This window comes from Marinospirillum alkaliphilum DSM 21637 (assembly GCF_900119735.1).
Classification (GTDB): Bacteria; Pseudomonadota; Gammaproteobacteria; order Pseudomonadales; family Halomonadaceae; genus Marinospirillum; species Marinospirillum alkaliphilum.
Genome location: NZ_FPJW01000001.1, coordinates 1 through 23,682 on the forward strand (window position 1 = coordinate 1; position 23,682 = coordinate 23,682).

The following is a 23,682-nucleotide window of genomic DNA, read 5'->3' on the forward strand; positions in this document are numbered from 1 at the left end:
CGCAACCATCCAGGTAACACAGTGAACGAAACACCGGATACAGTGAGACTGATCCCGCTTTGACACAGCAAGCTTCAAGAAAAAGCAACAAGCAGCATTAACAAGCAAGCGTAAATTAAAAACTCGGTTCTTGCCCCTTTTAAGGATGTTGGCGTCGCTGTACAACAGCACAGGCATCACAAGTATCAAAAAACACGCCAACCTCCAACAGTTACGCCTGACGACCATAGCGTCCGGGAACCACCTGATCCCATGCCGAACTCAGAAGTGAAACCGATCAGCGCCGATGATAGTGTGGGGCCTCCCCATGTGAAAGTAGGTCATCGTCAGGCACCTATTCAAAAACCCCTTGAGCGAAAGCTTAAGGGGTTTTTTTATTTTGGTTTTCATCTGATGAATAATTTTTCTTTGTTGTTTGGTGCGTTAGTGAACCGACGCAATAAATCCTTCATTGTATTTTAACACCTCAACCTGAATTCCAGTTCTACTGATAATTCAGTTTTTTTCGCGATAATCATGTCGTGAAGAAATGCTGTGTTGAGGCGGTAAAACAGACATCTTGTCTGGTTACATCCCAATGAAGGATATTCAAATGAAAAAGCTACATTCTTTTGTATTTTATGCGCTAGTTGCACCAGCCATTACCTTGGGCGCAGGTACAGTACTGGCTCAACAATCCACCGATCGCAGTACAGATCGACAGCAGCAGAACACACAGCCAGGACAGAGCGGCAACCAATCCAATCTGAAGTCCCTGCAAGGTGACCAAGGCAACAGGCAGCAAACCGGCCAATCTGGCTCCACGACAGGAACAGATGCTAATACCCTGCGTAACCAATCCAGCATGCAAAATCGTGGTCATATCAGATCAGTTCCTGCCAATGGCAACCAGGCCAGTGATCTAATTGGTGCCAAGGTTCGTACTGCTGCAAATGAAGATATCGGTTCAGTCAGTGAACTGATTATTGACCAGAATGGCCAGGTTGTAGCCATTGTAGTCGGTACTGGTGGTTTTCTGGGCATGGGTAAGAGTGACGTAGCAATCGGCTGGGATCACGTAACCATTTCTGGTGCTGCTGACAAGCGAGAACTACGTGTTGATGTGACCGGTGCCGATCTGCGCAATGCACCCAAGTATGAAAACAAGAAATAAACTCCTATACTCAAAGTTTAGTTGAAGTAAAGTTCGGCAGTGAGGAAACTCCCTGCCATTTTTGTATGGCTGACCCACTACATACAACGAATAGTTTTGTCACAAGTTTTCCTGAAAGGAAAATCCATCTGGGTTATATACCGCACTGAACTGATTTGGGCTTTTACCTAATCTGGTAAGCTGGTTTTGCTAGATCTGCTGAATAATCGAGGTTTCAGGTTATGAAGGATAATGTGCACCCATCACTGGTTAAACCCCATAGCAGTGACGGTATCATAGGTTTGATACACCTCATCAGGAGCATGTTGGCTGACCTGTTAAAACTTATTGCTGTTGAAGCAAAGTTGTTTGGCTACACAGCTCTGACAATGGTGGCCCTTAGCCTGTCGATTGCGCTGTTGATGGTGGGTGGGTGGCTGTTTGCTGGGGTGGCGCTGGTGATGGTGCTGGCTAACCTGTCGGTTTTTAGCCTGACGGGTGCTTTGTTAGCCGTGGCACTATTACATCTTGTGCTTGCAGCGCTGGTTTTCTGGCGGTTAGTGTTTATTACGCGGGACCTTACTTTTCGCGAGAGCAGAGCAAGCATGGATAACTTGCTGACCCATGCTCGAACACTTGTTGACCGGTCACTGGAGGAGTAAGCGTGCCATTAATCCGTAGACACGCTTGATACCGGGTACACGCAGCTGTTCCGCAACCATACCACAAACAAAGACCAAGAGCAGTGTGGCAGGGCAACGAGCAAGAGTACGTAGTTGTTGGAGCAGGCTATTGATACTCTGGTGTACAAGAATGGTACGATGCTCCATTTGGCCACGCAGTTGCGCGGCCTCCTGTTTTAACTGGCTACAACGTGACACTAGGATCGATGCTTCAAGGCTGAAAGCAAGGATCCTGCTGCAAAAGCAAGACCCAAGCAAATCAAGGGATTATCTTGCACATAAGCACTTACAGACTCCAGGGTTTTGTCACTGTATTTTTTGGTTTTGTGTCCGGCATCCTTCACATATTCCTCTGCATCTGCTGCATTATGGCGAATTCGCTCTTCCACCTTTCCTGCACTTCTGGCAATCTGGTCAACCGACTGGTGGGCACTTTCCGACAGCTGATCAGTGGTGGTGTGTTCGCTATTGCTTGGTTTGCTCATGGATTTCTCCGTTGCTGTGGTGGGTAGAGGTGGATACCGATCGATATCCACGATTAGGCAATGGATAGTCTCTTGCAAATCCCACTACCCGTCTGCGCGGCAACGAACAGAGGCATTAAAGAGCTGCAGTTTTAATCATCTTCACTGGCATCTGCAGTTTTGCGTCGTGGCACCAGTTTGGGGTCAGCAATGATTGGGCGGTAAATCTCAATCCGATCAAACTCTTGCAGCTGTTGCTCCAGTTTAACGAGCTTGCCGAAGATGCCAACTTTCTGTGTCTCGAGATTAATTTCAGGGTAGCGAGCAAGAATGCCGGAGGCCTGGATGGCCTGCTCAACATTGGCCCCTTCTTCCACCTGCAGGTCACTCCAGCTTTGTTCACCACTATTGCTGCTGTAGGCAATGCTGATCTGCATTATGCACTCCTCAGTTGTTCTGCTCGTTGTTGGCGTTGTTCAACGCGCTGATCAATCCAGCGTTTCAGTACCAGCAGGAAACCGACAGCAATAAAACCACCGGGTGGCAGGATCATGATCAGGAAACCTTTGTAATCGGGGATCAGGGTGATTTCCAGAAAACCAAAGGCTGGCCCTAGCAGTAGATCAGCATTTGCAAACAGGGTGCCACTGCCAATGATTTCACGGAAACCACCAATCGCAACCAGTGCCCAGGTCAGGCCGATTCCCATCAATATTGAATCCACAAATGAGTCCCAGGCAGTGTTTTTGGAAGCAAAGGCTTCTGCTCTGCCAAGAATGGCGCAGTTGACCACTATCAGGGCAATGAATAACCCCAGTACCTTGTAAAGCTCGTAGGCAAAGGCATTGATCAGCATGTCAGTCAGTGTCACCAGGGTGGCAATGATAACAATGTATACCGGGATGCGAATGGCCTGACTGATGGTATGACGAATCATCGAGATGATCAGGTTGGCACCCACCAACACAAACAAGGTGGCCAGTCCCATGCCCAGGCCATTGGTAGCGGTGCCGGTGACGGCCATGACTGGGCACAGCGCCAGCATCTGGGCGAACACCATGTTATTGCTCCACAGGCCATCTTTGGCAAGGCGGCGATAATCAGTCATGACTGACTCCTTCTGTAGTTGCCTGATAAGTGCGCAAGGGGTAAAGCAGCTGGTCCTGGCTGGTTTCAAAAAACTCCAGACCACGCTTGATGGCAGCAACGATCACTCGAGGAGTGATGGTGGCCCCGGTGAACTGATCAAAATGGCCACCGTCTTTTTTAACACCCCAGTCAGCAGGCAGTGGATTGTTCAGTGATTTACCACTGAAATAGGTGATCCAGGGGTCACGGGCTTCTTCAATTTTGTCACCCAACCCCGGTGTTTCCTGGTGTACCAGAACCCGGACACCGGAAATTTCACCGTTAGCCTTCACTGCCATCAGCATTTCAATACGACCGGCATAACCCTGAGCAGTCAGTGGAAAAATGACCGCGGTCACAGTGCCTTCGAGGGTGGCCTGATAATAGGTGAGCTCACCCCAGGGTGCGGTGATCATGCCCTGACTGCTCAACAGATCGTTGTCATGCAGGCTTGCGGGTAATACACGGGAGAAACTCTGGCGCATGTCATTTTCCAGTGCCAGGCGTATGGGTTCGCGTGTCAGTTGATAAGCCATGGCCAGTGCTGTACAGGTGACCAGTACCACCAGCCCCAGCAATGCCGCTTGATAATCCAGCCGATCACGAATGCCAGACAGGGTCATGATGCATCTCCTGAAGTTTTGCCGGTGGCTGGTAAGGGAGCACCGCTACTGGTACGACCATAAATGCGCGGTTTGAAGTAGCGATCGAGTACGGGAGTGGCACTGTTCATCAGCATCACAGCAAAGGCGATACCTTCGGGGTAGCTGCCCCAGGTGCGGACCAACCAGGCCAGGAGACCACAACCCAGGCCGAATACCAGGCGCCCGGTGGCGGTGGTTGGTCCTGTGACCGGATCAGTGACAATAAACCAGGCTGCCAACATGGCTCCGCCAGTGAACAGGTGAAAAGCGAGTCCGGGATAACTTTCCGGTTGCCAGAGATTCATCAACAGGGCAGGTACACCCAGTCCAAGCAGTAATCCGACTGGCGCCTGCCAGGTGATTACCCCTCGGAACAGCAGAAACAGTCCGCCAAGCAGTAACAGCAGTGCGGTGCTTTCACCTGTGCTGCCAGCATGCTGACCAAGCAGGGTTGCAGCCATGTTGTATTGTTGTGCTTGCAGAATATCGGGCAATGCGGCACCAAGGCTCTGCTGGTTTTTGACTTCGTCCAGCAGGGTTGCACCGGTATAAGCATCCAGCAGTGAAAGACTGCCAAAAGTCTGTCCCAGCCCAGCCACAAAATCTGGCCGATCAAGTTGCACCGCTTCTGGTGCAATCCACTGGGTCATTTCAACCGGGAAGGCAATCAACAACATCACGCGTGCTGCCATGGCCGGATTGAACACATTCTGCCCCAGCCCGCCAAAAATCTGCTTGATCATGGCCACCGCCAGAAAGGTTCCCACCACAGCCAGCCACCAGGGGGCCCAGGGTGGCAAGCAGAGAGCCAGCAACCAGCCGGTGACCAGTGCTGAACCATCCAGCAGGTGTCGCGGTACGTTCTTGCTGAAAAACTTCAGAAACAGGGCTTCCCAGCCGAGTGCGCTGAGCAGGCAGATCAACCACAGATTAAAAGCCGGCCAGCCGTAAAGCCAGAAGCCATAAAGGGTTGCTGGTGTCAGCGCCAGCAACACCTGCAGCATCATCAATGGCATGCGTTGATTGCTGTGTGCGTGCGGCCCATGAATGGGTTGGCTCATGATGCTTGCTCCTCTGCTGCCTGGGCCGCAGCTTTTCTGGCTGCTTCGGCGCGACGTGCGGCCATCAGTGCTTCCCGCTCACGTGCCTGACGTTCCAGGCGCTCTTCACGTCTTTGAGCCAGAACACGGGTGTTCTCCATTTTCTGGCGGGCACGCGTCTGGGCGGCCAGTTCACCCTTGGCATAGTTGAACAGGTGTACCAGAGGAATGCTGGAGGGACAGATGTAACTGCAGGCACCACAACCAACACAATCGTGCAGTCCCAGTGACGCAGCTGCTTTGACATTGCCGGAACGGATGGCTGCAGCCATTTCAAGTGGCTGCAAGCCCATTGGGCAGGAGCGTACACAGGTTGCACAGCGCACGCAGGGTTCAGGTTGTTTCTGCTGAATTTCTTCGCTGGTGAGCGCCAGGATGCCACTGGTGCCCTTGATGATGGGCACATGCAGGTTAGGTAGCTGAATACCCATCATTGGGCCACCCATGATCAGGCGGGCCGGGGTGACATCAAAACCACTGGCGTGATTCATCAGCTCACTGGCCAGGGTACCCAGTGGTACCTCCCAGTTACCGGGGTGAGTTACAGCGCCACCACTGAGCGTGACCACTCTGGAAATCAATGGACGACCTTCAACGATGGCTTGATACACAGCACGAGCGGTGGCCACGTTATGCACCAACAAACCTGAGTCAGCTGCCCGACTCATGGCAGGCAGCTCCTTCCCGGTCAGCTGTTGCACCAGTTGTTTTTCTGAACCCATCGGGTAACGGCTAGGGACCGCTCTGACTTCTATGCCAGTACCTGCGGCAGCCGTCTGCATGATCTGCAGGGCTTCTGGTTTGTTATCTTCAATACCAATGAATACCTGGCGAGCCTGTACGGCATGTTGCATCAGCAGAGCACCCTGAATGACATCTGTTGCCGATTCACGCATCAGGCGATCATCACAAGTCAGGTAGGGCTCACACTCGCCACCATTTAGAATCAGGGTATCAACACCTGTTTTCAGGCTTAGTCCCAGTTTTACCGCTGCTGGGAAGGTGGCTCCACCCAGTCCAACAATCCCGGCAGCACCAACCCGCACACAAACTTCTTCTGGAGCCAGTTTATAAGGATCAGCGACCACCAGTGTATCTTGCCACTGGTCACGACCATCACACTCCAGCGTTACGACCAGCACCGGCAATCCGGAGGGGTGTGGCGCAGTGTGTTCGGCAATGGCGGTGATGCGCCCTGAGGTGGGGGCATGTACCGGAGCGGAGATGTGTCCCTGGCTGGCACCGATGAGCTGGCCTTTTAATACCTGATCACCCACCCGCACCACCGGTGTAGCCGGAGTGCCCAGGTGTTGCTGCATGGAAATATGCAGACGTTGCGGCAATGGAAAACGCCGTATCGGCGAAGTGTTGCTGAGTGCCTTGTGGGCGGTTGGATGTACGCCACCGCGCAGGGATTTGCGAAACATGGCAAGGCTCCTGATCAGGATAAAAGGGCCGGTTGACTCCAGGTCCAGGTTTGCAGTGTGGGTTTCACCGGCTCCAGACGGATACATTCAGTTGGGCAAACATCTTCACACTTGCCGCAGGCGGTACAGGCTTCAGCAAACACCACATGCAAGTGTTTTGCGGCACCCAGAATGGCATCGGTCGGGCATACCTTGTAACAACGGGTGCAGCCAATACAGAGAGTTTCATCCACCCAGGCCACCTTGGGACCTTCATCACAAACACCGGACAGGTTCAGTGGAATACCCAGTTTTTCAGCGATGGCTTCAGCAACCGCACGGCCACCCGGAGGGCAGAAGGTGGCTGGTAGTTGACCAGCCGCCGCCGCTTCTGCAGCAGCACCACAACTGGGATTGCCACACTGGCCGCACTGGGTGCCAGGTAAGAGTTGCTCAATTTCTTCTGCAACATTGCTGCGCTCAACCTTTAATACCCGAGAAGCAACACCCAGCAGAAAACCCAGTGTGGCTCCCAGCAGGGTCAGGGGTAGGACAGACATCAGCATTTTGGCATCTCCTTTTTCAGCATCAGGCCAGACCGGCAAAACCCATAAAGGCTACCGACAGCAAACCAGCCACAATAAAAGCGATGGGTGCGCCTTGATAAAGTGCTGGTACTTGCAGTACCGCCAGGCGCTCCCGTAAGCCAGCAAAAAGTACCAGTACCAGGGTGAACCCCATGGCCGACCCAAAACCGAACATCAGGCTCTGAATAAAACTGTGGCCATCCTGCACATTCAGCAGGGCAACACCTAACACAGCGCAGTTGGTGGTGATTAAAGGCAGATAGATCCCCAGGATCTGATAAAGCGGTGGGCTCATTTTACGAATCAGCATTTCAGTGAACTGCACAACAGTGGCAATCACCAGAATGAAGGACAGGATACGCAGGTATTCCAGTCCCATGGGTTGCAGCAGCCAGTTCTCCAGCATCCAGCTGGCTGCAGCAGCCAGGGTGAGTACAAAGGTGGTGGCCAGGCCCATACCCAATGCACCGTCCATTTTGGTGGACACACCCATCAGCGGGCATAACCCGAGAAACTTGATCAGGATGACGTTGTTGACCAGCGCCGTGGAAACCAGCAACAGCAGATAATCCGACATGCCTTTCTCCGCATTCAGTCGTTTATGTCAGTGCTGGAGCAAGGAGTGTGCCATGGTTTTGGAAGGGCCTGGCACTGCCATTTTCTGGTGCATGAGGCGGTGACACCCTGTTTTGGAGCCACGAAACCGCCCATTTTTGTCGCAAAGCTGACAAAAACAGACTTGCATTTTAAAGACCCGGCTGACGCTGTTTTCTGCAATATGTGGCTTTGTATGACACTGGTACGCCTGTTGCATGGAAGACGACAAAGCACCCAGGAGCAGACCCATGCATGAATCCGGCGATACATCCCTGGCACTTCAACTCAAGGCGGCAGCAGAAGCATTGCCGCCAGAAGTGTTCAGGCTGGCAGTGGAACAGGCCGCAGTGGCGATCAGCATTACCGATACCCGGGCTCGTATAGTGTATGCCAACCCCTGCTTTGAGCAGGTGACCGGTTATACCGCCGAAGAAATCATTGGGCGCAACCAGTCCATCTTGTCCTACAAGGTCACACCACGGCTGGTGTATGAAAGCCTGTGGGCTCAACTGGCTCGAAAAGAACCCTGGAATGGTCTGCTGGTGAACCGCCGCCAGGATGGCAGTCGTTATCTGGCGGATCTGACCATCACACCGGTGATGAATGATGCTGGTGAAGTCACTCATTTTCTGGGGTTGCATCGGGATGTCACAGAGGTGCATCAGTTGGAGCATCAAGTGATGAACCAGCGGGCACTGATTGAGTCAGCAGTGGATGCTGCTGAAGTGGCAATGGTGCTGATTGATGATCAGCTACAACCAATCCTGAGTAACCGCAGTTACAAGGCCTTGCAACAGAAGCTGGGGCGCGAGCCACTAAAGGTGGTGTTTAATGCCTTGCAGCAGCAATGGCCGGAACGAGTGGCTGATCAGTTGGGTTTAACCAGAGGGTTTGCTGCCATGGAAGCCTGTCTGGATCTGCCAGAACTGCGCCAGACGGTGTTTCTGAACTGTTCCGGATCGGTGATCGAAGAGAAGGACACCAGTGCTGATGCTTATTACAAGAGCCAGGTACGCTGTTACCTGCTGGTGACCTTGCAGGACATCACCAGCCTGAAAGAGCAGCAGAACCTGATGCGCCTGAACAGCCTGCAAGCCTTGCTGGCTGAACAGGAGCGTATTCAGAGTGTACGTGAAGCCCTGTCGGGAGCCATTTATCAACTGGAGCGACCACTCAACCTGATTAACGCAGCTGCCCGCCTGGTGGAGCGGCGAGGTCATACCGACCCGGCAGAACTGCTGAAGTTGTTGAGCGAGGTGCAGCAGGCTGGTCGTCAGACCCTGGACATGCTGCAGGCTTGCATTCCGGCCCAGAGCGAAGAAGCCGCACAAAGTATCAACATCAATGAATTGCTGAAAAACACCCTCAGTCTGCTCACACCTCGCCTGCTGGCGACCGGCATCACCGTGGACTGGCAACCGGAAAGTCAGCTCAAGGCTGTGCGTGGACAGCCAACCCGTTTGTCCAGCTTGTTTAAACAGCTATTGGAAAATGCCATTGATGCCCTGGAAGACCATCGTGGGCCGGTACGGGAAATTCTGCTGGTGACGCGTAACCGGGATGAAAGTGTTGAAATTCTGCTGGAAGACAGTGGCAGTGGTATTCCGGTGGCTGATCAGTTGAAGGTGTTTGAACCCTTTTACTCCACCCGGGAACCCGGGGAGGGCCATCTCGGCATGGGTTTGACCCTGGCTCAGGATATTGTGAACAGCCACCACGGACTGATCGAAATAGACCCGGAAACGGTTTCAGGATGTCGGATTAAGGTGCAACTTCCCTATGTATGACTTAAATGATTCCTTCCCGGAAGATAAAGCGGATGCCCTGCCGCCGGATGTGCTGCAGGCGATACTGGTCGGTGAACTGGAAACCCTTTACCAGGTCAGTCAGGTGTTGTCCGAGTCCCTGAACCTGCAGGCTACACTCAGCCGGGTGCTGGAAGTGCTGGATGACCGGGTTGGGCTGGAGCGTGGACTGGTGGCGCTGGTTTCACCAGAAAAAGAAGAACTGGTGGTGTACGCCTTGCACGGCGTCCCTGATCTGACCGCTGGTGACATCCGTTACCGTTCCGGTGAAGGCATAGTCGGGCAGGTGTTGGACCAAGGTCGTAGTGTGATCCTGCATCGCATCACTGACGACTCCCGCTTTCTCGGGCGACTGGGTATTTATGATCCGCAACGTCCCTTCATCGGGGTGCCGATTCGCAGCGGTGATGAAGTGCTGGGGGTGTTTGCCGCTCAGCCCAGCAGCAACCAGAAAGAGTTGCTGGGTGAACGGGCCCGCTTTCTGGAAATGGTTGCCAACCTGATCGGGCAGACGGTGCGTCTGTCGCGTGAGGTGGAAAGTGAGCGCCGTGCGTTAAAGGATGAACGGGATGAACTCAAGCGCACGGTACGTGGCCAGTTCGGTTTTGACAACATCATCGGACGCTCCTTTGTGATGCGGCAGGTGTTTGAGCAGGTGCGGCAGGTGGCCAAGTGGAACACCACCGTACTGATCCGGGGTGAAACCGGCACCGGCAAGGAACTGATTGCCAATGCCATTCACTACAACTCACCGCGTGCACGTGGTCCGTTTGTTAAACTCAACTGCGCTGCGCTGCCGGAAAACCTGCTGGAGTCGGAACTCTTTGGCCATGAAAAGGGTGCCTTCACCGGTGCCGTGTCCCAGCGCCAGGGGCGTTTTGAGCAGGCCGATAAGGGCACCCTGTTTCTGGATGAGATCGGTGAAGTGTCGCCCGGTTTTCAGGCCAAACTGCTGCGAGTGTTGCAGGAAGGTGAGCTGGAGCGGGTGGGTGGCACTCGCAGCATCAAGGTGAATGTACGGGTGGTGGCGGCAACCCACCGGGATCTGGAAGCTGATGTTGAAAACGGCCTGTTTCGTGAAGACTTGTATTACCGCCTGAATGTGATGCCGATTTTTATGCCGACCCTGCGCGAGCGGCTGGAAGATGTGCCTGATATTGCCAACTTCCTGCTGCAGAAGGTGGCCGTGGCACAGGAGCGTGAGCTGACCATCACTGATGCCGCGTTGCGGGTGCTGATGCACCACAGCTGGCCGGGTAACGTGCGTGAATTGCAGAACTGTCTGGAGCGGGCAGCGGTCATGTCTTATGACGGGGTGATTGACCGGGACCAGGTACTGTTGACCGGCATTGAAGAGCAGGTGACCGGCTCGCGCGGCGGCCAGGTGGATCTGGCCGATGAAAACCTCGATGAGCGTGAACGGGTGATCGCTGCACTGGAGCAGGCCGGTTGGGTTCAGGCCAAGGCGGCACGTTTGCTGGGCATGACTCCGCGTCAGATCGCCTACCGCATTCAGACCCTGAACATTCGCGTCAAACAGATCTGAGTCTTCTTACTGGCCCGACTGACTTCCTGTGGAGTGGTCGGGTCTTTTTTTGTCTGGTGAATCAGTTGTCTGCTGAATCAGTTGTCTGGCGGATGGAAGGGTGACCCCATCAGTGTCTTGAGTGCGACAAGTGACTGTTCGGAACCTGTTTGATAACCGACAAATCATCATCGAACAAGAATTAAAATCCAGTAAATCAGGTGGTTATAACTTTTTTCTGAAGTGGGTACGGAATTTGCGAAGCAAGCAGTGAACCTGATGATGAGGAACTGACCGTGAAGCTGCCCGTTCTCAATGATGAAAAAACAGAATCCGCCGGTGGGTGCTCGTCCAGTGGCTGTGGCTCTTCTGCCTCAGCGATGGATCACCTGCCCGATACCATCCGTGACAAGGTGGCCAACCACCCGTGTTTTTCCGAGCAGGCACACCACTATTTTGCCCGCATGCACGTGGCTGTGGCACCGGCATGTAATATCCAGTGCAACTACTGCAATCGTAAATACGACTGCAGCAATGAATCCCGGCCGGGCGTGGTATCCGAAGTGCTGAGCCCCGCGCAGGCGGTGAAAAAGGTCAAGGCGGTAGCTGCCGCCATTCCACAGATGTCAGTGCTGGGTATTGCCGGTCCTGGTGACCCGTTGGCCAACCCGCAGCGCACCTTTGAAACCTTCCGTCGCCTCAGTGAAGAAGCGCCGGACATCAAGTTGTGTGTGTCCACCAATGGTCTGAATCTGCCTGCCTGTGCAGAAGAAATCAGCAAGCACAACATTGATCACGTCACCATCACCATCAACTGTGTGGACCCGGAAATCGGTGCCAGAATTTATCCCTGGATCTTCTGGGAAAACCGCCGTATCCGCGGTGTGGAAGCGGCGCGCATCCTCATCGAACAGCAGCAGAAAGGGCTGGAAATGCTGATCGAACGGGGCGTGTTGGTGAAGGTCAACTCGGTGATGATCCCGGGTATCAATGATGAACACCTGAAAGAAGTTTCACGCATCGTCAAGGAAAAAGGGGCTTTCCTGCACAACGTCATGCCCATTATTGCCGAGGCAGAACATGGCACCTATTTTGGCCTGACCGGACAGCGTGAACCCACCGCAGCCGAGCTGGAAGCACTGCAGGATGCCTGTGCCGGTGACATGAACATGATGCGCCACTGCCGCCAGTGCCGTGCGGATGCCGTTGGCCTGCTGGGTGAAGACCGTGGTGAAGAGTTTACCCTCGACAAGATCGATGCCATGGAGGTGGATTATGAAGCCGCCATGGTGCAGCGTGCTGAAGTGCAGCAACAGTTGCTGGCGCAGCTCAACAGTCAGCGCAACAAGTTGCAGAACCAGGTTCAGGAACAGCCGATCCGTATTTTGCCGCCATCACGTCCGGTGAAAATGGCAGTGGCCACCAAAGGGGGCGGCATCATCAATCAGCACTTTGGTCATGCCACCGAGTTTCTGGTGTATGAAGCCAGTCAGAAGGGGGTGCGTTTTATCGGGCACCGCCAGGTGGACAAGCCCTACTGCGAGGGTGGCTCGAGCTGCGGTGATGATGGTGAAACTGTACTGCAGTCGATTGTGCGCCAACTGGAAGACTGTGAAGTGCTGCTTTGCTCCAAGGTGGGTTATGAACCCTGGAGTGCACTGGAAGAAGCTGGCATTCAACCGGATGGTGAGCATGCCATGGAGCCGATTGAAGAAGCAGTGCAAGCCGTTTATCAGCAGATGCTGGCGCGCGGATTGGCAGAAAAACCGGCTGATCAGCAGCAAAGCCTGAGCCAGTTGCAAACAGCCTGAACAAGGCTGATCGACCAGATTTGAGGAGGTGAAACATGGCTTTTGAAATCGTGGCAGCCTGTGTCAGCTGCACGGCCTGTGAAATGGTTTGCCCCAATCAGGCCATCAGTGCCGGTGAACTGCACTTTGAAATTGATCCTGGCCTTTGTACCGAGTGCGCCGAGTCCTACCCGGATCCTCAGTGTGCCAGCATCTGCCCGATTGAAGGGGCGATTCTCGACGAGTTGGGTGATCCGCTGAATCCACCGGGTTCATTGATTGGCATTCTGCCGCAGGTAGCGGCCTGAGGCACCAGGTGATGGAGGGTCAGACCATGAATGCACAGGTGCAGCCTCCTCGAATCCGCTCACTCTACAGTTATTGGGTGGGTTGTTCGGATGGTGACATCAATGCCATTTATCTGGCACGCATGTTGGCTTCTCAGGCTGAAGGCCATTCAGTATTGGGCTGTTGCCTGGGATTAAGCCCCGATGCCTTTCAGTCTTTGTTGCAGCGCTATTTCCCACGTTGTTTCCCGATGGCAGAAGACTGGTTACCGGCTCAGGATGAACCGGTGCACGACTTTCCGGAGCAGGATTCACTGACGCGCTTGTTGCTGAGTTTTCGGGCTGCCAGGGACGAAAGCGAGACCTGGATTGCCAACATCCTGGCATCGGGTTGTGCCGGTCAGGAGCACCTCTGGTATGACCTGGGATTGTGGAGTCGCATGGATCTGCAAACCCTGCTGGCGCATAACTTCCCGGAGCTGGTGCGTCGCAATCATCTGGATATGAAGTGGAAAAAGTTTCTTTACCGCCAGTTGTGCATGGACACCGGCCTGACCTACTGCCGTTCACCCAGCTGTGATGCCTGCCCGGATTACAAGGAGTGTTTTGCTCCGGAATAAACGGCATAAAAAACCCCGCCGAGGCGGGGAATGACAGATGCAGATTAAACCGATTGCCGGGATTTACTGGTCAAAATCCAGCACTACCTTGTCACTGACCGGGTAACACTGGCAGGACAACACATAACCGGCTTCCACTTCATAATCTTCCAGGGCAAAGTTGGCATCCATATCCACTTCACCCTCCACTACCTTGGCGCGACAGGTGGAACACACCCCCGCCTTGCAAGACCAGGGCAGATCCGCACCATTGGCATTGCCGGCATCCAGAATGCTCTGGGTGTTGCGCGTCAGATCAAAAGTCAGTGCCCGACCATCGGCCACCACCGTGACCTGGCTGACGGCCTGTTGATCCACCTGCACATCCGCACGGTCCTTGCGAGCCACCGGGGCACCACCGGCCGGAGTGAACAGCTCATAATGCACGCGGCTCTTGTCCAGACCATGGTTGATCAGTGAGTCCCGCACACTTTCAGTCATCACCTGCGGCCCGCAGATGAACGCAGCGGTAAGCTCCGGCACCTTCACCCAGCGATCAAACAGGGCATCACACTTCTCATGATTGATATGACCGTTGTAGAGGTCAATGTCCTGTTGTTCGCGACTGAAAATAAACACCAGATTCAGGCGTTGCATGTAACGGTTCTTTAAATCTTCCAGCGCTTCACGGAACAGGGTGGTGGCGGTGGAACGGTTGCCATAAAAAAGCGTGAAGCGGCTTTGTGGTTCACTTTCCAGCGTGGTTTTGATGATGGACAGGATTGGTGTGATGCCACTGCCAGCGGCCACGGCCAGATAATCACCCTGGCGCTGAGGGTCCAGTGCCACATGGAAATGACCCTGGGGTGGCATCACATCCAGCGTTTGCCCGGCTTTTAACTGCTCGTTGGCAAAGTTGGAAAAACGGCCACCTGCCACACGTTTCACTGCAACGCGCAACTCGCCATCATTCACACCGGAGCAGATGGAGTAGGAGCGGCGGACTTCTTCGTTGCTCAGGTGGGTGCGCAGCACCAGGTGCTGGCCCTGAGTGAAGCGGAAAGTCTCCTGCAGCGAGGCAGGCACATCAAACAGCAGTGAAACCGCATCGCGGGTTTCCGGCCGGACCTCTTTCAGGGTCAATGAATGAAATTGGCTCATGGTTCTCTCATTTTGTTATCAGTATTCTGGTCCAGACTTCAGGACAACACTTGTACAAGGTAACCCGCTTCCGGCGTGTTCGGCTTTCCATGCCTCAAACGCCGCGCTACGCAGTCCCTGCTTCGCTTGCCGCAGGTTATCCTTGACGTGTTGTCAGCTTGGCAGCAATTAAATGCATTTAAAATAATCAAAGGGTTCCAGGCAGTCGATGCAGCGATACAGCGCCTTGCAGGCTGTTGAACCAAACTCGCTGACCTGCTCGGTGTGGCTGCTGCCACAATGCGGGCAGGAGATCTGTTCCGCATGACCCAGCAGCGTCATTTTGCTGGCGCTGCCCTGGGGTGGCGCAATGCCGTAAGCCCGCAGTTTTTCCCGCCCGGAATCACTGATCCAGTCAGTGGTCCAGGCAGGGTTCAGCACCCGGGTCACCTGTGGATCACGAATTCCTGCCTGCATCAGTGCGGCAGCAATCTGCTGTTCAATCAACTCGGTGGCAGGACAGCCCGAATAGGTGGGTGTCACGGCAACCTGCAGCTGATTGTCCAGCCACTGAATGCTGCGCACGATGCCCAGCTCCACCACGCTGACCACCGGTACTTCCGGATCTTTCACCTCATCCAGCAATTGCCACAGCTGGGTTTCGGTCAGCTGTTCTCCCCCCACATTAGCGGGTACCCGGTCGCTGGCAATGATTGGTTGCTCCAGCGGTGCCGGGATCGGGCGGGGTTGATTACCAGATTTTTGCATCCGGATAAGCCCTTTGCAGGAACTGCATTTCTGCCAGAATAAAACCCAGGTGTTCGGTGTGGCGGCCGGTTTTACCGCCCTGCTGCATCCAGGCATCTGCGGGTGGCAGGCTCAGGGTGGCTTCGGTCAGTACGCTATTGACCAGGCCCTGCCAGTCAGCAGCCAGTTGCTCAGCATCAGGTGCCAGTCCGGCAGTGGCCAGATGCTGTTCCACTGCATCAGCCGTCAGCATTTCACCGGTAAAGCGCCACAGGCTTTCCACGGCCACTTCCATGCGCTGGTGGCTTTCTTCGGTGCCATCCCCCAGGCGTTTCATCCACTCGGATGAACGGCGCAGGTGGTAGGTCACTTCCTTGAGTGCCTTGGCGGCAATGCCTGCCACCCGTTCATCAGGGGCATTCACAAGGGCTTGCAGGGTGAAATAATGCCAGGCGTCATAAAAGAACTGGCGTGCCATGGTGACAGCATAATCTCCGTTGGGCTGCTCAACGAGCAGCAGGTTACGGAACTCATGGGCATCACGGCGATAAGCCAGAGCATCAGCATCCCGCTGACCACCTTCCAGCTCTGCGGCATAGTCGTACCAGTTGCGCGCCTGACCAACCAGATCCAGCGCCACGTTCATCAGTGCCATTTCTTCTTCAACGGCCGGTGCCTTGCCACACAGTTCACAAAGGCGCTGGCCAAGGATCAGTGCCGAATCAGCCAGCCGCAGCAGGTATTCCTGCAATGCCTGATCCTGAGAGGGTTGTTGAGTCATGTTGTTCACTCCTTACATGTGACCGACTTCGTCGGGCAACTGGTAGAAGGAGGCATGGCGGTACACCTTGTCTTGTGACGGATCAAACAAGGGTTCTTTTTCATCCGGTGATGAGGCAGTGATCTGGCTGGAAGGTACAACCCAGATGCTGACACCTTCGTTGCGACGGGTGTAAAGGTCGCGGGCATTCTCAATTGCCATGCGGGCATCCGCAGCATGCACGCTGCCAACGTGTTTGTGGTTCAGACCGTGTTTGCTGCGTACAAACACTTCGTAGAGAGGCCATTCGGACATGTTGATTCTCCTGACAGATCAGGCAGCGTTCTGCTGCTTTTGTTGTTGTTTTACCGCATAAGCCCTGGCGGCCTGGCGTACCCAGGTGCCTTCATCAATGGCTTTTTTGCGGGTGGCAATGCGCTCGCGGTTGCAGGGGCCATTGCCTTTCAGCACTTCGTAGAATTCGTTCCAGTCAATTTCACCGAAGTCATAATGGCCGCGCTCAGCGTTCCATTTCAGGTCCGGGTCGGGTGCTGTGCAGCCAAGGAATTCCAGCTGTGGCACGGTCTGGTCAATGAACATCTGGCGCAGTTCATCATTGCTTTTGCGCTTGATTTTCCAGGCCATGGACTGCTGGGAGTTGGGTGAGTGCTCATCGGATGGGCCAAACATCATCAGCGAAGGCCACCAGAACCGATTGATGGAGTCCTGCACCATGGCTTTCTGCTCGGCGGTGCCTTCACGCATCAGGTCCAGCAGGATCTGGTAACCCTGGCGCTGGTGGAAGCTTTCTTCCTTGCAGATACGGATCATGGCGCGGGAGTAGGGGCCATAAGAGGTGCGCTGCAGTACCACCTGGTTCACGATGGCCGCGCCATCCACCAGCCAGCCAACCGTGCCCATATCGGCCCAGTTCAGGGTGGGGTAGTTGAAGATGCTGGAGTATTTGGCCTTGCCTTCGTGCAGTTTCTGGATTTCTTCATCCCGATCCGCACCGAGGGTTTCCATGGCGCTGTAGAGGTAAAGCCCATGACCGGCTTCATCCTGGATTTTGGCCATCAGCTGCAGTTTGCGTTTCAGGGTCGGGGCACGGGTGACCCAGTTGCCTTCTGGCAGCATGCCAACCACTTCCGAGTGGGCGTGCTGGGAAATCTGGCGGATCAAGGTCTTGCGGTAAGCCTCGGGCATCCAGTTTTTGGGTTCAATCTTGATTTCAGCATCAACCTTTTCCTGAAAGGCGCGCTCTTCAGGCGACATTTCTTCCAGGGTTTTCAGGCGCTTGACGCCGGTTTCGACGAGTTGGGCGTACATCTTGTGCCTCCGGTTCTGGTTTTTCTTCTTGTGTAACGATCTGTAGTTCAGTTGATCTGACTTGGCAACCTGGGTACTTTTTTAAGCGATACTGAAAAGAATAGCAAGTGATTATTTTGTGTGTCATGTTTATTTGATGGAAAAATCATCAAAAAAGTTCATTGATCTGTGTCAGATGGTATTTGTAGAAAAAATTGATCCAGATCAGCATGGAAAAGTGATACGTCAGTGATTTTATTTTTATCTTTTGTGTTGCTGTTTCGGGTGAAAATAAAAAACCGGCCCGCCTCAAAAGGCTGGCCGGTAAAAGGGAGCTGTTATTGCCAGTGTTGCAGGTTGGGTCAGGATACCAGGTGGCTGGCAGGTGCCGTCTGGGGTTGGGCCTGATCAAAATACCCCTCGGTATGAATCATTTCATCTTTGGCGCCCAGGGCTTTGGCTGCCTGAATGCAGGCATCCACAAAGCCGGGGCTGCCGGAGATAAAAATGCTGTGCTGAGACAGGTCTTTAAACGTCTGGGGCAGTACCTCGGGTAACAAGCCGTGCAGGTAGCCGTCTTTCTGCTGTTCGGTCAGCGTGGGTTTGTAGTTGAAGTTGCGATGTTTGGCTTCCCAGTATTTCATCATGCCCAGTTCGTAGAGGTCTTCTTCGGTCCGGGCTGAGAACATCAGGGTCACCGGTTTGCGGAAGTCACGGCGCAGGGCGGCTTCGGTCAGGGACAGGATGGGTGCCAGGCCGGAACCGGCCGCCAGGCACAGTACCGGTGTTTCGGTGGTAGGGTCGCCGATGAAGGTGCCGTAAGGGCCGTTCACCTTAACCATATCGCCCAGTTTCAGCTGCTGGTGGACCCAGTTGCTGGTTTTGCCATTTTCCACCTGGGTGATCTGCAGCTGGATTTCACCATCCGGGCGGGGCGCGTTGGCAATCGAGTAGCAGCGGGGTGGTGCGCCGGCACGGTCATCACCCAGGGTGACATATTGGCCGGGCCAGAAACGCATGGCAGGCCCGATTGGACGCAGGCGCAACTGACGAATGCGGGGTGTGCACTGGCTGATTTCGGAGATGATGTAACGCTGGTTTTCGCGTGGCGGGAAGAGCTTGGGTTTGGCGTCTTCGGTGCCCCACTCGATGATCAGTTCATCGGATAGCGGCTTGGCCATGCACATCAGTCCAAAGCCTTGTTTGCGCTCCTCCTGGCTGAGTGCCATGTCCAGTACCATACCCTGGTCAAACTGGCCGGATAAAACCTTGACCTTGCATTCGCCACAGGCACCCGCCCGGCAGTTGTTGGGAAGGGCGTAACCCTTTTTTTCCAGTGCCGCCAGCACGGTGTCGCCGGGTGTGCATTCCACTTCGCGGCCGGAAGGATGAAGGAGGATTTTCTGCATAGCCTGTCTCTTGCTGAGGTGGTTAATCGAGGTGCGTCATCAGACAAAGACAGCCTGCGGGTGCAGGCTGTCAGTTGCAGCAGGGGTGTTGATCAGAACACCGGGATAATGTCCTGCATATCGATGTCGGATACTTCCTGGCCGCTGATGCCTACTTCCGGGATGGCCGGGAAAGGAATGTTGTAGCGGTCCAGTACACCCTTCAGGTTCAGCATGGCATTACGCCAGTTTTCCTTCTTGGCTTCGTAGCTGGGTACACCAAAACCGGCACCGCGTGCCACTTCTTCTGCTTCGCGCTGGGTGGCAATGAAGTCATCCGGCAGATCCCAGAACTCCATCGGTGGTTCAAACAGCACCGCAGACAGGAACAGGTAACCGGCGCGGATTTGTTTGGTGACCATGGCGCGATCTTCTTCCGGCATACCGGGGTAGTCGCGTTCCATCAGTGCCATACAGATGGCCATGTGGCGGCCTTCGTCACGACCGATGTTCTTGAAGGCTTCCTTGAATACCAGTTCACGGCTGTTGGCATGCATTTGCTTGAAGATGGTGGCAGCGGCAATTTCACCCATCAGGAAGGAGCTGAACAGCACGGCCAGAGAATATTTTGGCACGGCGTTTTTGTAGCCATTCCAGTAGCGGCCACCGTTGTAGTACAGCCACTTGGCATTTTTCTGCAGGCGCTTGCCCAGCTCGGTTTTGGGTTCGTAGGTCAGGGGGTCCGGATGCTCCAGGAACTTGGTGATGGCCAGGCCGCACATTTGTTCGTGGTTTTGTTCGTCACGAGTGACGGAGAAGAAGCAACGACGCACGGCATCTTCTTCATGAACTTCATAGGTCTTGATAAAGGCTTCAGCAAAAACCGGCGGTGCAGAAGCATCAAAAACCGACAGCAGCGTCCACCAGTAGGCAATGGCTTCGCGCTCTTCCCAGCTGTAGGATTCAACGTCCAGGGTGTCCCAGGGCAGGTGTTTGGGGTCCCAGTTTTCGCGCTGGGCAGCATCCCATACTTCTTCCATCTTGGCGGTCTGTGAATGCCAGGACAGGGGGTAAACGTTGGGCTGTTCGGTAGCCGGGGGGAATTCCATCGTCTTGGCGAGTTGCTCGTTCTTAGCCATCTCGGGTGACCTCTTGAGATTGTTGTTTTTGTGGTTGGGTACATGGCCTTTTTGACCATGGTCATATTTGTATATGACACGCAAAGAACAGGCAATAGATCTATTTATGTATCATTTGTTTTGTTGATGTATATCAACAAAAAAGCTTGATCCAGGGCAAAAAAAAGCCCTGCAAAAGCAGGGCAAAAGGGCTGAAAAAGTCCGTGTGAATTACTGTTTGCGCTTGTCAAACACTCGCTTGGCCTTGCCTTCGGAGCGCGCCAGGCGTCCGGATTCACAAACCTCAATGCGAGTGCTGATGCCGATATACGACTTGATGTGATGCTGCAGCTCCTTGCAGATCTGCTGGCGTGTGTCGGCTTCTGCAGCGGAGGCTTCCGGTTTGAGCTCCACGCGGATATCCATGCAGTCGAGGTTGCCATCACGATACACTTCTATCTCATAATGAGGTGCAAGTTGTGCCATTTTCAGGATCTGTTCTTCGATCTGCGTCGGGAACACGTTGACGCCACGGATGATCAGCATGTCGTCACTACGCCCGGTGATCTTGTCGATGCGGCGCATCGGGCGTGCGGTGCCGGGTAGCAGACGGGTCAGATCGCGGGTGCGGTAACGAATGATCGGCAGGGCTTCCTTGGTCAGGGAAGTGAACACCAGTTCACCGTATTCACCATCCGGCAGTACTTCGCCGGTATTGGGATCAATGATTTCGGGGTAGAAGTGGTCTTCCCAGATGGTTGGACCGTCTTTGGTTTCCGCACACTCCTGACCCACCCCTGGCCCCATCACTTCGGACAGACCATAGATGTCCAGCGCCTGAATGCCCAGGCGTTCTTCCAGCTCCTTGCGCATGGAATCAGTCCAGGGTTCGGCACCAAAAATACCGATCCGCAGTGGCAGCTTGTGTGGATCGATGCCCTGACGATCCAGCTCATCCGCAATGTTGAGCATGTAGGAGGGGGTGACCATGATGATGTCCGGCTCAAAATCACGAATCAGCTGGACTTGTTTTTCGGTCTGGCCGCCGGACATGGGAATCACGGTGCAACCGAGTTTTTCCGCGCCGTAGTGGGCACCCAGTCCGCCCGTGAACAGGCCATAACCATAAGCCACGTGCACCTTGTCACCGGCATGGCCACCAGCCGCACGAATGGAGCGTGCCACTACGGTGGCCCAGGTGTCGATGTCGTTTTTGGTGTATCCCACAACGGTGGGTTTGCCGGTGGTGCCGCTGGAGGCGTGGATGCGGACTATATCACGCATCGGGGTGGCGAACATGCCGTAGGGGTAGTTGTCGCGCAGATCTGCCTTGGTGGTGAAGGGCAGCTTGCCGAGGTCGCTCAGGATGTTAACATCCATCGGGTGGATGCCTTTGTCATCAAAGGCTTTGCGATAAAACGGCACGTTGGTGTAAGCGTGGCTCAGGCTCCAGCGCAGGCGCTGCAGTTGTACGTGACGCAGTTCATCGATGCTGGCAGTTTCCAGCGGGTCCAGTGGACCGAGTTTCTGGTGGGGCAGGGTCATGTTGGTTTTCCTGTTATTTTTATCAAGTGTTTACCAAGGTTCCTGATGCTCCCCCGTGCCTGATCAGGACGCGTGAATACGTCCATGTAAGCTCTGCTGCAACATCCCTGTTGCAGACAGCCTGCTCAGGCAGGAGAAGCATCATTCACTTAAAGTGAGCTGCGATTCAAACCCGCTCGATGATCAGTGCAATGCCCTGCCCGACACCAATACACATGGTGCAGAGGGCATAACGGCTGCGTTGGCCTTCGGCGTGGCGTTTTTCCAGTTCATGCAGGGCGGTGGTGATCAGGCGAGCACCACTCATGCCCAGCGGGTGGCCAAGGGCAATGGCACCGCCGTTGGGATTCACGTGAGCGGCATCATCCGGCAGGCCCAGATCACGTGTTACGGCCAGTGCCTGAGCGGCAAAGGCTTCATTGAGTTCGATCACATCCATGTCGTCCAGCTGCAAACCGGCGACCTGCAGCACCTTGCGTGTGGCCGGTGCTGGGCCAAAGCCCATGATGCGCGGCTCAACACCAGCCGTTGCCATCGCCACTACGCGGGCGCGGGGTTTCAGGCCAAAGGCTTTAACACCTTCGTCATTAGCCAGCAGCAGGGCGCAGGCACCGTCATTGACGCCGGAGGCATTGCCGGGGGTGACGCGGCCACCTTCACGGAAGGGGGTAGGCAATTTGGCCAGAGCTTCCAGGCTGGTCATGCGGGGGTGTTCGTCGGTGTCGACCACCAGGGCTTCCTGTTTGCGACGCGGAATCACCACCGGGGTGATTTCCTGAGCCAGTCGTCCGTTGGCCTGGGCGGCGGCGGCACGTTGCTGGCTGCGCAGGGCAAAGGCATCCTGGTCTTCACGGGAGATGTTGAAGTCTTCGGCAACGTTTTCGGCGGTTTCCGGCATGGAGTCGATGCCGTACTGTTTTTTCATCAGCGGGTTAACAAAACGCCAGCCGATGGTGGTGTCAAAAATTTCCGCCTGACGGCTGAAGGCGCTGTCGGCTTTGCCCATGACAAAGGGGGCGCGGGACATGGATTCCACGCCTCCGGCCAGCATCAGTCGCACTTCGCCGGTGCGCAGGGTGCGGGCGGCGGTTCCCACGGCGTCCATTCCGGAGCCGCAGAGGCGGTTGATGGTGGTGCCGGGTACGTCAACCGGTAGTCCGGCCAGCAGTGAGGACATGCGTGCCACATCGCGGTTGTCTTCACCGGCCTGGTTGGCGCAACCATAGATGACGTCATCGACCTGAGCCCAGTCAAGATCAGGGTGGCGTTCCATCAGGGCTTTTAAAGGTACGGCACCCAGGTCGTCAGCACGTACGCTGGACAGAGCACCGCCGTAGCGTCCGATGGGGGTGCGAATGGCGTCGATGATCCAGGCGTTTTGCAGGGTGGCGTTCTGGTTCATGCTTGTTCCTCCAGGCGGCGTACGGTGCCGCGGACTTGATAGGATTTGCCACGGAAGAGCACAACAACCTGCTCGTCCTGGTTGGTGATGGTGATGTCGTAAACACCGGTGCGGCTGCCGCGACTGCGCTCTTCAGCGGTGGCGGTGAGGCGGTCGCCTTCTTTGGCTGGCGCAACGTATTCGATGCTGCAACCGGAGGCGACGGTGGCCAGGTCGTAGGTGTTGCAGGCAAAGGCAAAGGCGGAGTCGGCCAGGGTGAAGAGGTAGCCACCGTGGCAGTTGCCGTGGCCCTGGATCATGCGGTTGTCGACGGTCATGGTCAGTACTGCGCGTCCGGGGGATACGGAGACGATTTTCATGCCGAGCTGTTGGCTGGCCTGATCCCGTGAAAACATGGATTCGGCACAGGCTTCGGCCAGTTGTTGCGGTGTAAGTTGGGTCATCTTTTTGTTCTTCTCTATATTGATGTTCATTCAGGCAAGTACAGGTCTTGCTCAGTTTAGCTTCGCGACAGGGAACAGCTCTCG

25 protein-coding genes and 1 rRNA gene are annotated in these 23,682 nt (G+C 54.9%); 8 read left to right on the forward strand and 18 right to left on the reverse strand.

All coding sequences use genetic code 11. The features are described 5' to 3' along the window. Nucleotides 1-216: 216 nt before the first annotated feature. The 3 genes from rrf to BT114_RS00015 all read left to right on the forward strand — a co-directional run bounded on the left by rrf (nucleotide 217) and on the right by BT114_RS00015 (nucleotide 1,794). Nucleotides 217-332, forward strand: a 5S ribosomal RNA gene (rrf, locus tag BT114_RS00005). A 245-nt stretch (nucleotides 333-577) separates the two neighbouring features. Further along, the gene (locus tag BT114_RS00010) at nucleotides 578-1,153 is read left to right on the forward strand and encodes a PRC-barrel domain-containing protein (protein ID WP_218163423.1); all 576 of its coding nucleotides are present in this window, start codon (nucleotides 578-580) and stop codon (nucleotides 1,151-1,153) included. 305 nt (nucleotides 1,154-1,458) lie between these two features. After that, nucleotides 1,459-1,794 carry a hypothetical protein gene (locus BT114_RS00015; RefSeq protein WP_143142732.1) on the forward strand — a complete coding sequence of 112 codons (336 nt, stop codon included), beginning with the start codon at nucleotides 1,459-1,461 and terminating at the stop codon, nucleotides 1,792-1,794. A 218-nt stretch (nucleotides 1,795-2,012) separates the two neighbouring features. On the opposite strand, the gene BT114_RS00025 is transcribed toward BT114_RS00015, so the two are convergent. The 8 genes from BT114_RS00025 to rsxA are packed head-to-tail and all read right to left on the reverse strand — an operon-like array spanning nucleotide 2,013 to nucleotide 7,721. Further along, complete coding sequence (locus BT114_RS00025; RefSeq protein ID WP_218163424.1) at nucleotides 2,013-2,378, reverse strand: hypothetical protein; 366 nt, start codon at nucleotides 2,376-2,378, stop codon at nucleotides 2,013-2,015. 53 nt (nucleotides 2,379-2,431) lie between these two features. After that, nucleotides 2,432-2,716: an RnfH family protein gene (locus BT114_RS00030; protein WP_072324284.1), complete on the reverse strand. Its 285-nt coding sequence runs from the start codon at nucleotides 2,714-2,716 to the stop codon at nucleotides 2,432-2,434. Next, nucleotides 2,716-3,387 (reverse strand): electron transport complex subunit E, encoded by a 672-nt coding sequence (locus BT114_RS00035; RefSeq protein WP_072324285.1) that lies wholly within the window; start codon nucleotides 3,385-3,387, stop codon nucleotides 2,716-2,718. Before BT114_RS00035 ends, BT114_RS00030 begins: the two co-directional genes overlap by 1 nt. Then, a complete protein-coding gene (gene rsxG / locus BT114_RS00040) occupies nucleotides 3,380-4,030 on the reverse strand; it encodes an electron transport complex subunit RsxG (RefSeq protein WP_072324286.1) in 651 nt (216 codons plus the stop codon). Before rsxG ends, BT114_RS00035 begins: the two co-directional genes overlap by 8 nt. Further along, entirely contained in the window at nucleotides 4,027-5,112 is a 1,086-nt protein-coding gene (locus tag BT114_RS00045; RefSeq protein ID WP_072324287.1) for an RnfABCDGE type electron transport complex subunit D, read from the reverse strand. The genes rsxG and BT114_RS00045 overlap by 4 nt, the downstream gene beginning before the upstream one ends. Continuing rightward, on the reverse strand, nucleotides 5,109-6,578 hold the full coding sequence (gene rsxC, locus BT114_RS00050; protein ID WP_072324288.1) for an electron transport complex subunit RsxC: 1,470 nt from the start codon (nucleotides 6,576-6,578) through the stop codon (nucleotides 5,109-5,111). Before rsxC ends, BT114_RS00045 begins: the two co-directional genes overlap by 4 nt. 14 nt (nucleotides 6,579-6,592) lie before the next feature. Continuing rightward, nucleotides 6,593-7,123 (reverse strand): RnfABCDGE type electron transport complex subunit B, encoded by a 531-nt coding sequence (locus BT114_RS00055; RefSeq protein ID WP_072324289.1) that lies wholly within the window; start codon nucleotides 7,121-7,123, stop codon nucleotides 6,593-6,595. A 22-nt stretch (nucleotides 7,124-7,145) separates the two neighbouring features. Beyond that, nucleotides 7,146-7,721, reverse strand: a complete 576-nt coding sequence (gene rsxA, locus BT114_RS00060) for an electron transport complex subunit RsxA (protein ID WP_072324290.1) — start codon at nucleotides 7,719-7,721, stop codon at nucleotides 7,146-7,148. 268 nt (nucleotides 7,722-7,989) lie between these two features. Here rsxA and nifL point away from each other — a divergent pair, with 268 nt between their 5' ends. The 5 genes from nifL (at nucleotide 7,990) to BT114_RS00085 (ending at nucleotide 13,768) form a co-directional block, all read left to right on the forward strand. Further along, a complete protein-coding gene (gene nifL, locus BT114_RS00065) occupies nucleotides 7,990-9,528 on the forward strand; it encodes a nitrogen fixation negative regulator NifL (protein ID WP_072324291.1) in 1,539 nt (512 codons plus the stop codon). Further along, nucleotides 9,521-11,092, forward strand: a complete 1,572-nt coding sequence (gene nifA / locus BT114_RS00070; protein ID WP_084661734.1) for a nif-specific transcriptional activator NifA — start codon at nucleotides 9,521-9,523, stop codon at nucleotides 11,090-11,092. Before nifL ends, nifA begins: the two co-directional genes overlap by 8 nt. A 275-nt stretch (nucleotides 11,093-11,367) precedes the next feature. Continuing rightward, nucleotides 11,368-12,882: a nitrogenase cofactor biosynthesis protein NifB gene (nifB, locus tag BT114_RS00075; RefSeq protein ID WP_072324292.1), complete on the forward strand. Its 1,515-nt coding sequence runs from the start codon at nucleotides 11,368-11,370 to the stop codon at nucleotides 12,880-12,882. 35 nt (nucleotides 12,883-12,917) lie between these two features. Continuing rightward, on the forward strand, nucleotides 12,918-13,169 hold the full coding sequence (locus BT114_RS00080; protein WP_072324293.1) for a 4Fe-4S dicluster domain-containing protein: 252 nt from the start codon (nucleotides 12,918-12,920) through the stop codon (nucleotides 13,167-13,169). Nucleotides 13,170-13,195: 26 nt separating this feature from the next. After that, nucleotides 13,196-13,768, forward strand: coding sequence for a nitrogen fixation protein NifQ (locus BT114_RS00085; RefSeq protein ID WP_072324832.1), 573 nt, complete (start codon nucleotides 13,196-13,198; stop codon nucleotides 13,766-13,768). A 63-nt stretch (nucleotides 13,769-13,831) separates the two neighbouring features. Here BT114_RS00085 and paaE read toward each other — a convergent pair whose 3' ends face one another. From paaE to paaI, 10 genes are all read right to left on the reverse strand, one after another. After that, nucleotides 13,832-14,908, reverse strand: a complete 1,077-nt coding sequence (gene paaE / locus BT114_RS00090) for a 1,2-phenylacetyl-CoA epoxidase subunit PaaE (protein ID WP_072324294.1) — start codon at nucleotides 14,906-14,908, stop codon at nucleotides 13,832-13,834. A 168-nt stretch (nucleotides 14,909-15,076) separates the two neighbouring features. Then, a complete protein-coding gene (gene paaD, locus BT114_RS00095) occupies nucleotides 15,077-15,655 on the reverse strand; it encodes a 1,2-phenylacetyl-CoA epoxidase subunit PaaD (protein ID WP_072324295.1) in 579 nt (192 codons plus the stop codon). Further along, nucleotides 15,639-16,415, reverse strand: coding sequence for a 1,2-phenylacetyl-CoA epoxidase subunit PaaC (paaC, locus tag BT114_RS00100; RefSeq protein WP_072324296.1), 777 nt, complete (start codon nucleotides 16,413-16,415; stop codon nucleotides 15,639-15,641). Before paaC ends, paaD begins: the two co-directional genes overlap by 17 nt. A 12-nt stretch (nucleotides 16,416-16,427) precedes the next feature. Continuing rightward, the gene (gene paaB / locus BT114_RS00105; protein ID WP_072324297.1) at nucleotides 16,428-16,709 is read right to left on the reverse strand and encodes a 1,2-phenylacetyl-CoA epoxidase subunit PaaB; all 282 of its coding nucleotides are present in this window, start codon (nucleotides 16,707-16,709) and stop codon (nucleotides 16,428-16,430) included. A gap of 18 nt (nucleotides 16,710-16,727) precedes the next feature. Continuing rightward, nucleotides 16,728-17,723 carry a 1,2-phenylacetyl-CoA epoxidase subunit PaaA gene (gene paaA / locus BT114_RS00110; protein ID WP_072324298.1) on the reverse strand — a complete coding sequence of 332 codons (996 nt, stop codon included), beginning with the start codon at nucleotides 17,721-17,723 and terminating at the stop codon, nucleotides 16,728-16,730. A 341-nt stretch (nucleotides 17,724-18,064) separates the two neighbouring features. Continuing rightward, nucleotides 18,065-19,111, reverse strand: a complete 1,047-nt coding sequence (locus BT114_RS00115) for a 2Fe-2S iron-sulfur cluster-binding protein (protein WP_072324299.1) — start codon at nucleotides 19,109-19,111, stop codon at nucleotides 18,065-18,067. Between the two features lie 92 nt (nucleotides 19,112-19,203). Then, complete coding sequence (locus tag BT114_RS00120; RefSeq protein WP_072324300.1) at nucleotides 19,204-20,229, reverse strand: hypothetical protein; 1,026 nt, start codon at nucleotides 20,227-20,229, stop codon at nucleotides 19,204-19,206. 210 nt (nucleotides 20,230-20,439) lie between these two features. Next, nucleotides 20,440-21,753 (reverse strand): phenylacetate--CoA ligase PaaK, encoded by a 1,314-nt coding sequence (gene paaK / locus BT114_RS00125; RefSeq protein WP_072324301.1) that lies wholly within the window; start codon nucleotides 21,751-21,753, stop codon nucleotides 20,440-20,442. 166 nt (nucleotides 21,754-21,919) lie between these two features. Beyond that, entirely contained in the window at nucleotides 21,920-23,137 is a 1,218-nt protein-coding gene (gene pcaF, locus BT114_RS00130; RefSeq protein ID WP_072324833.1) for a 3-oxoadipyl-CoA thiolase, read from the reverse strand. Nucleotides 23,138-23,151: 14 nt separating this feature from the next. After that, nucleotides 23,152-23,598 (reverse strand): hydroxyphenylacetyl-CoA thioesterase PaaI, encoded by a 447-nt coding sequence (paaI, locus tag BT114_RS00135; protein ID WP_072324302.1) that lies wholly within the window; start codon nucleotides 23,596-23,598, stop codon nucleotides 23,152-23,154. Between the last annotated feature and the right edge of the window lie 84 nt (nucleotides 23,599-23,682).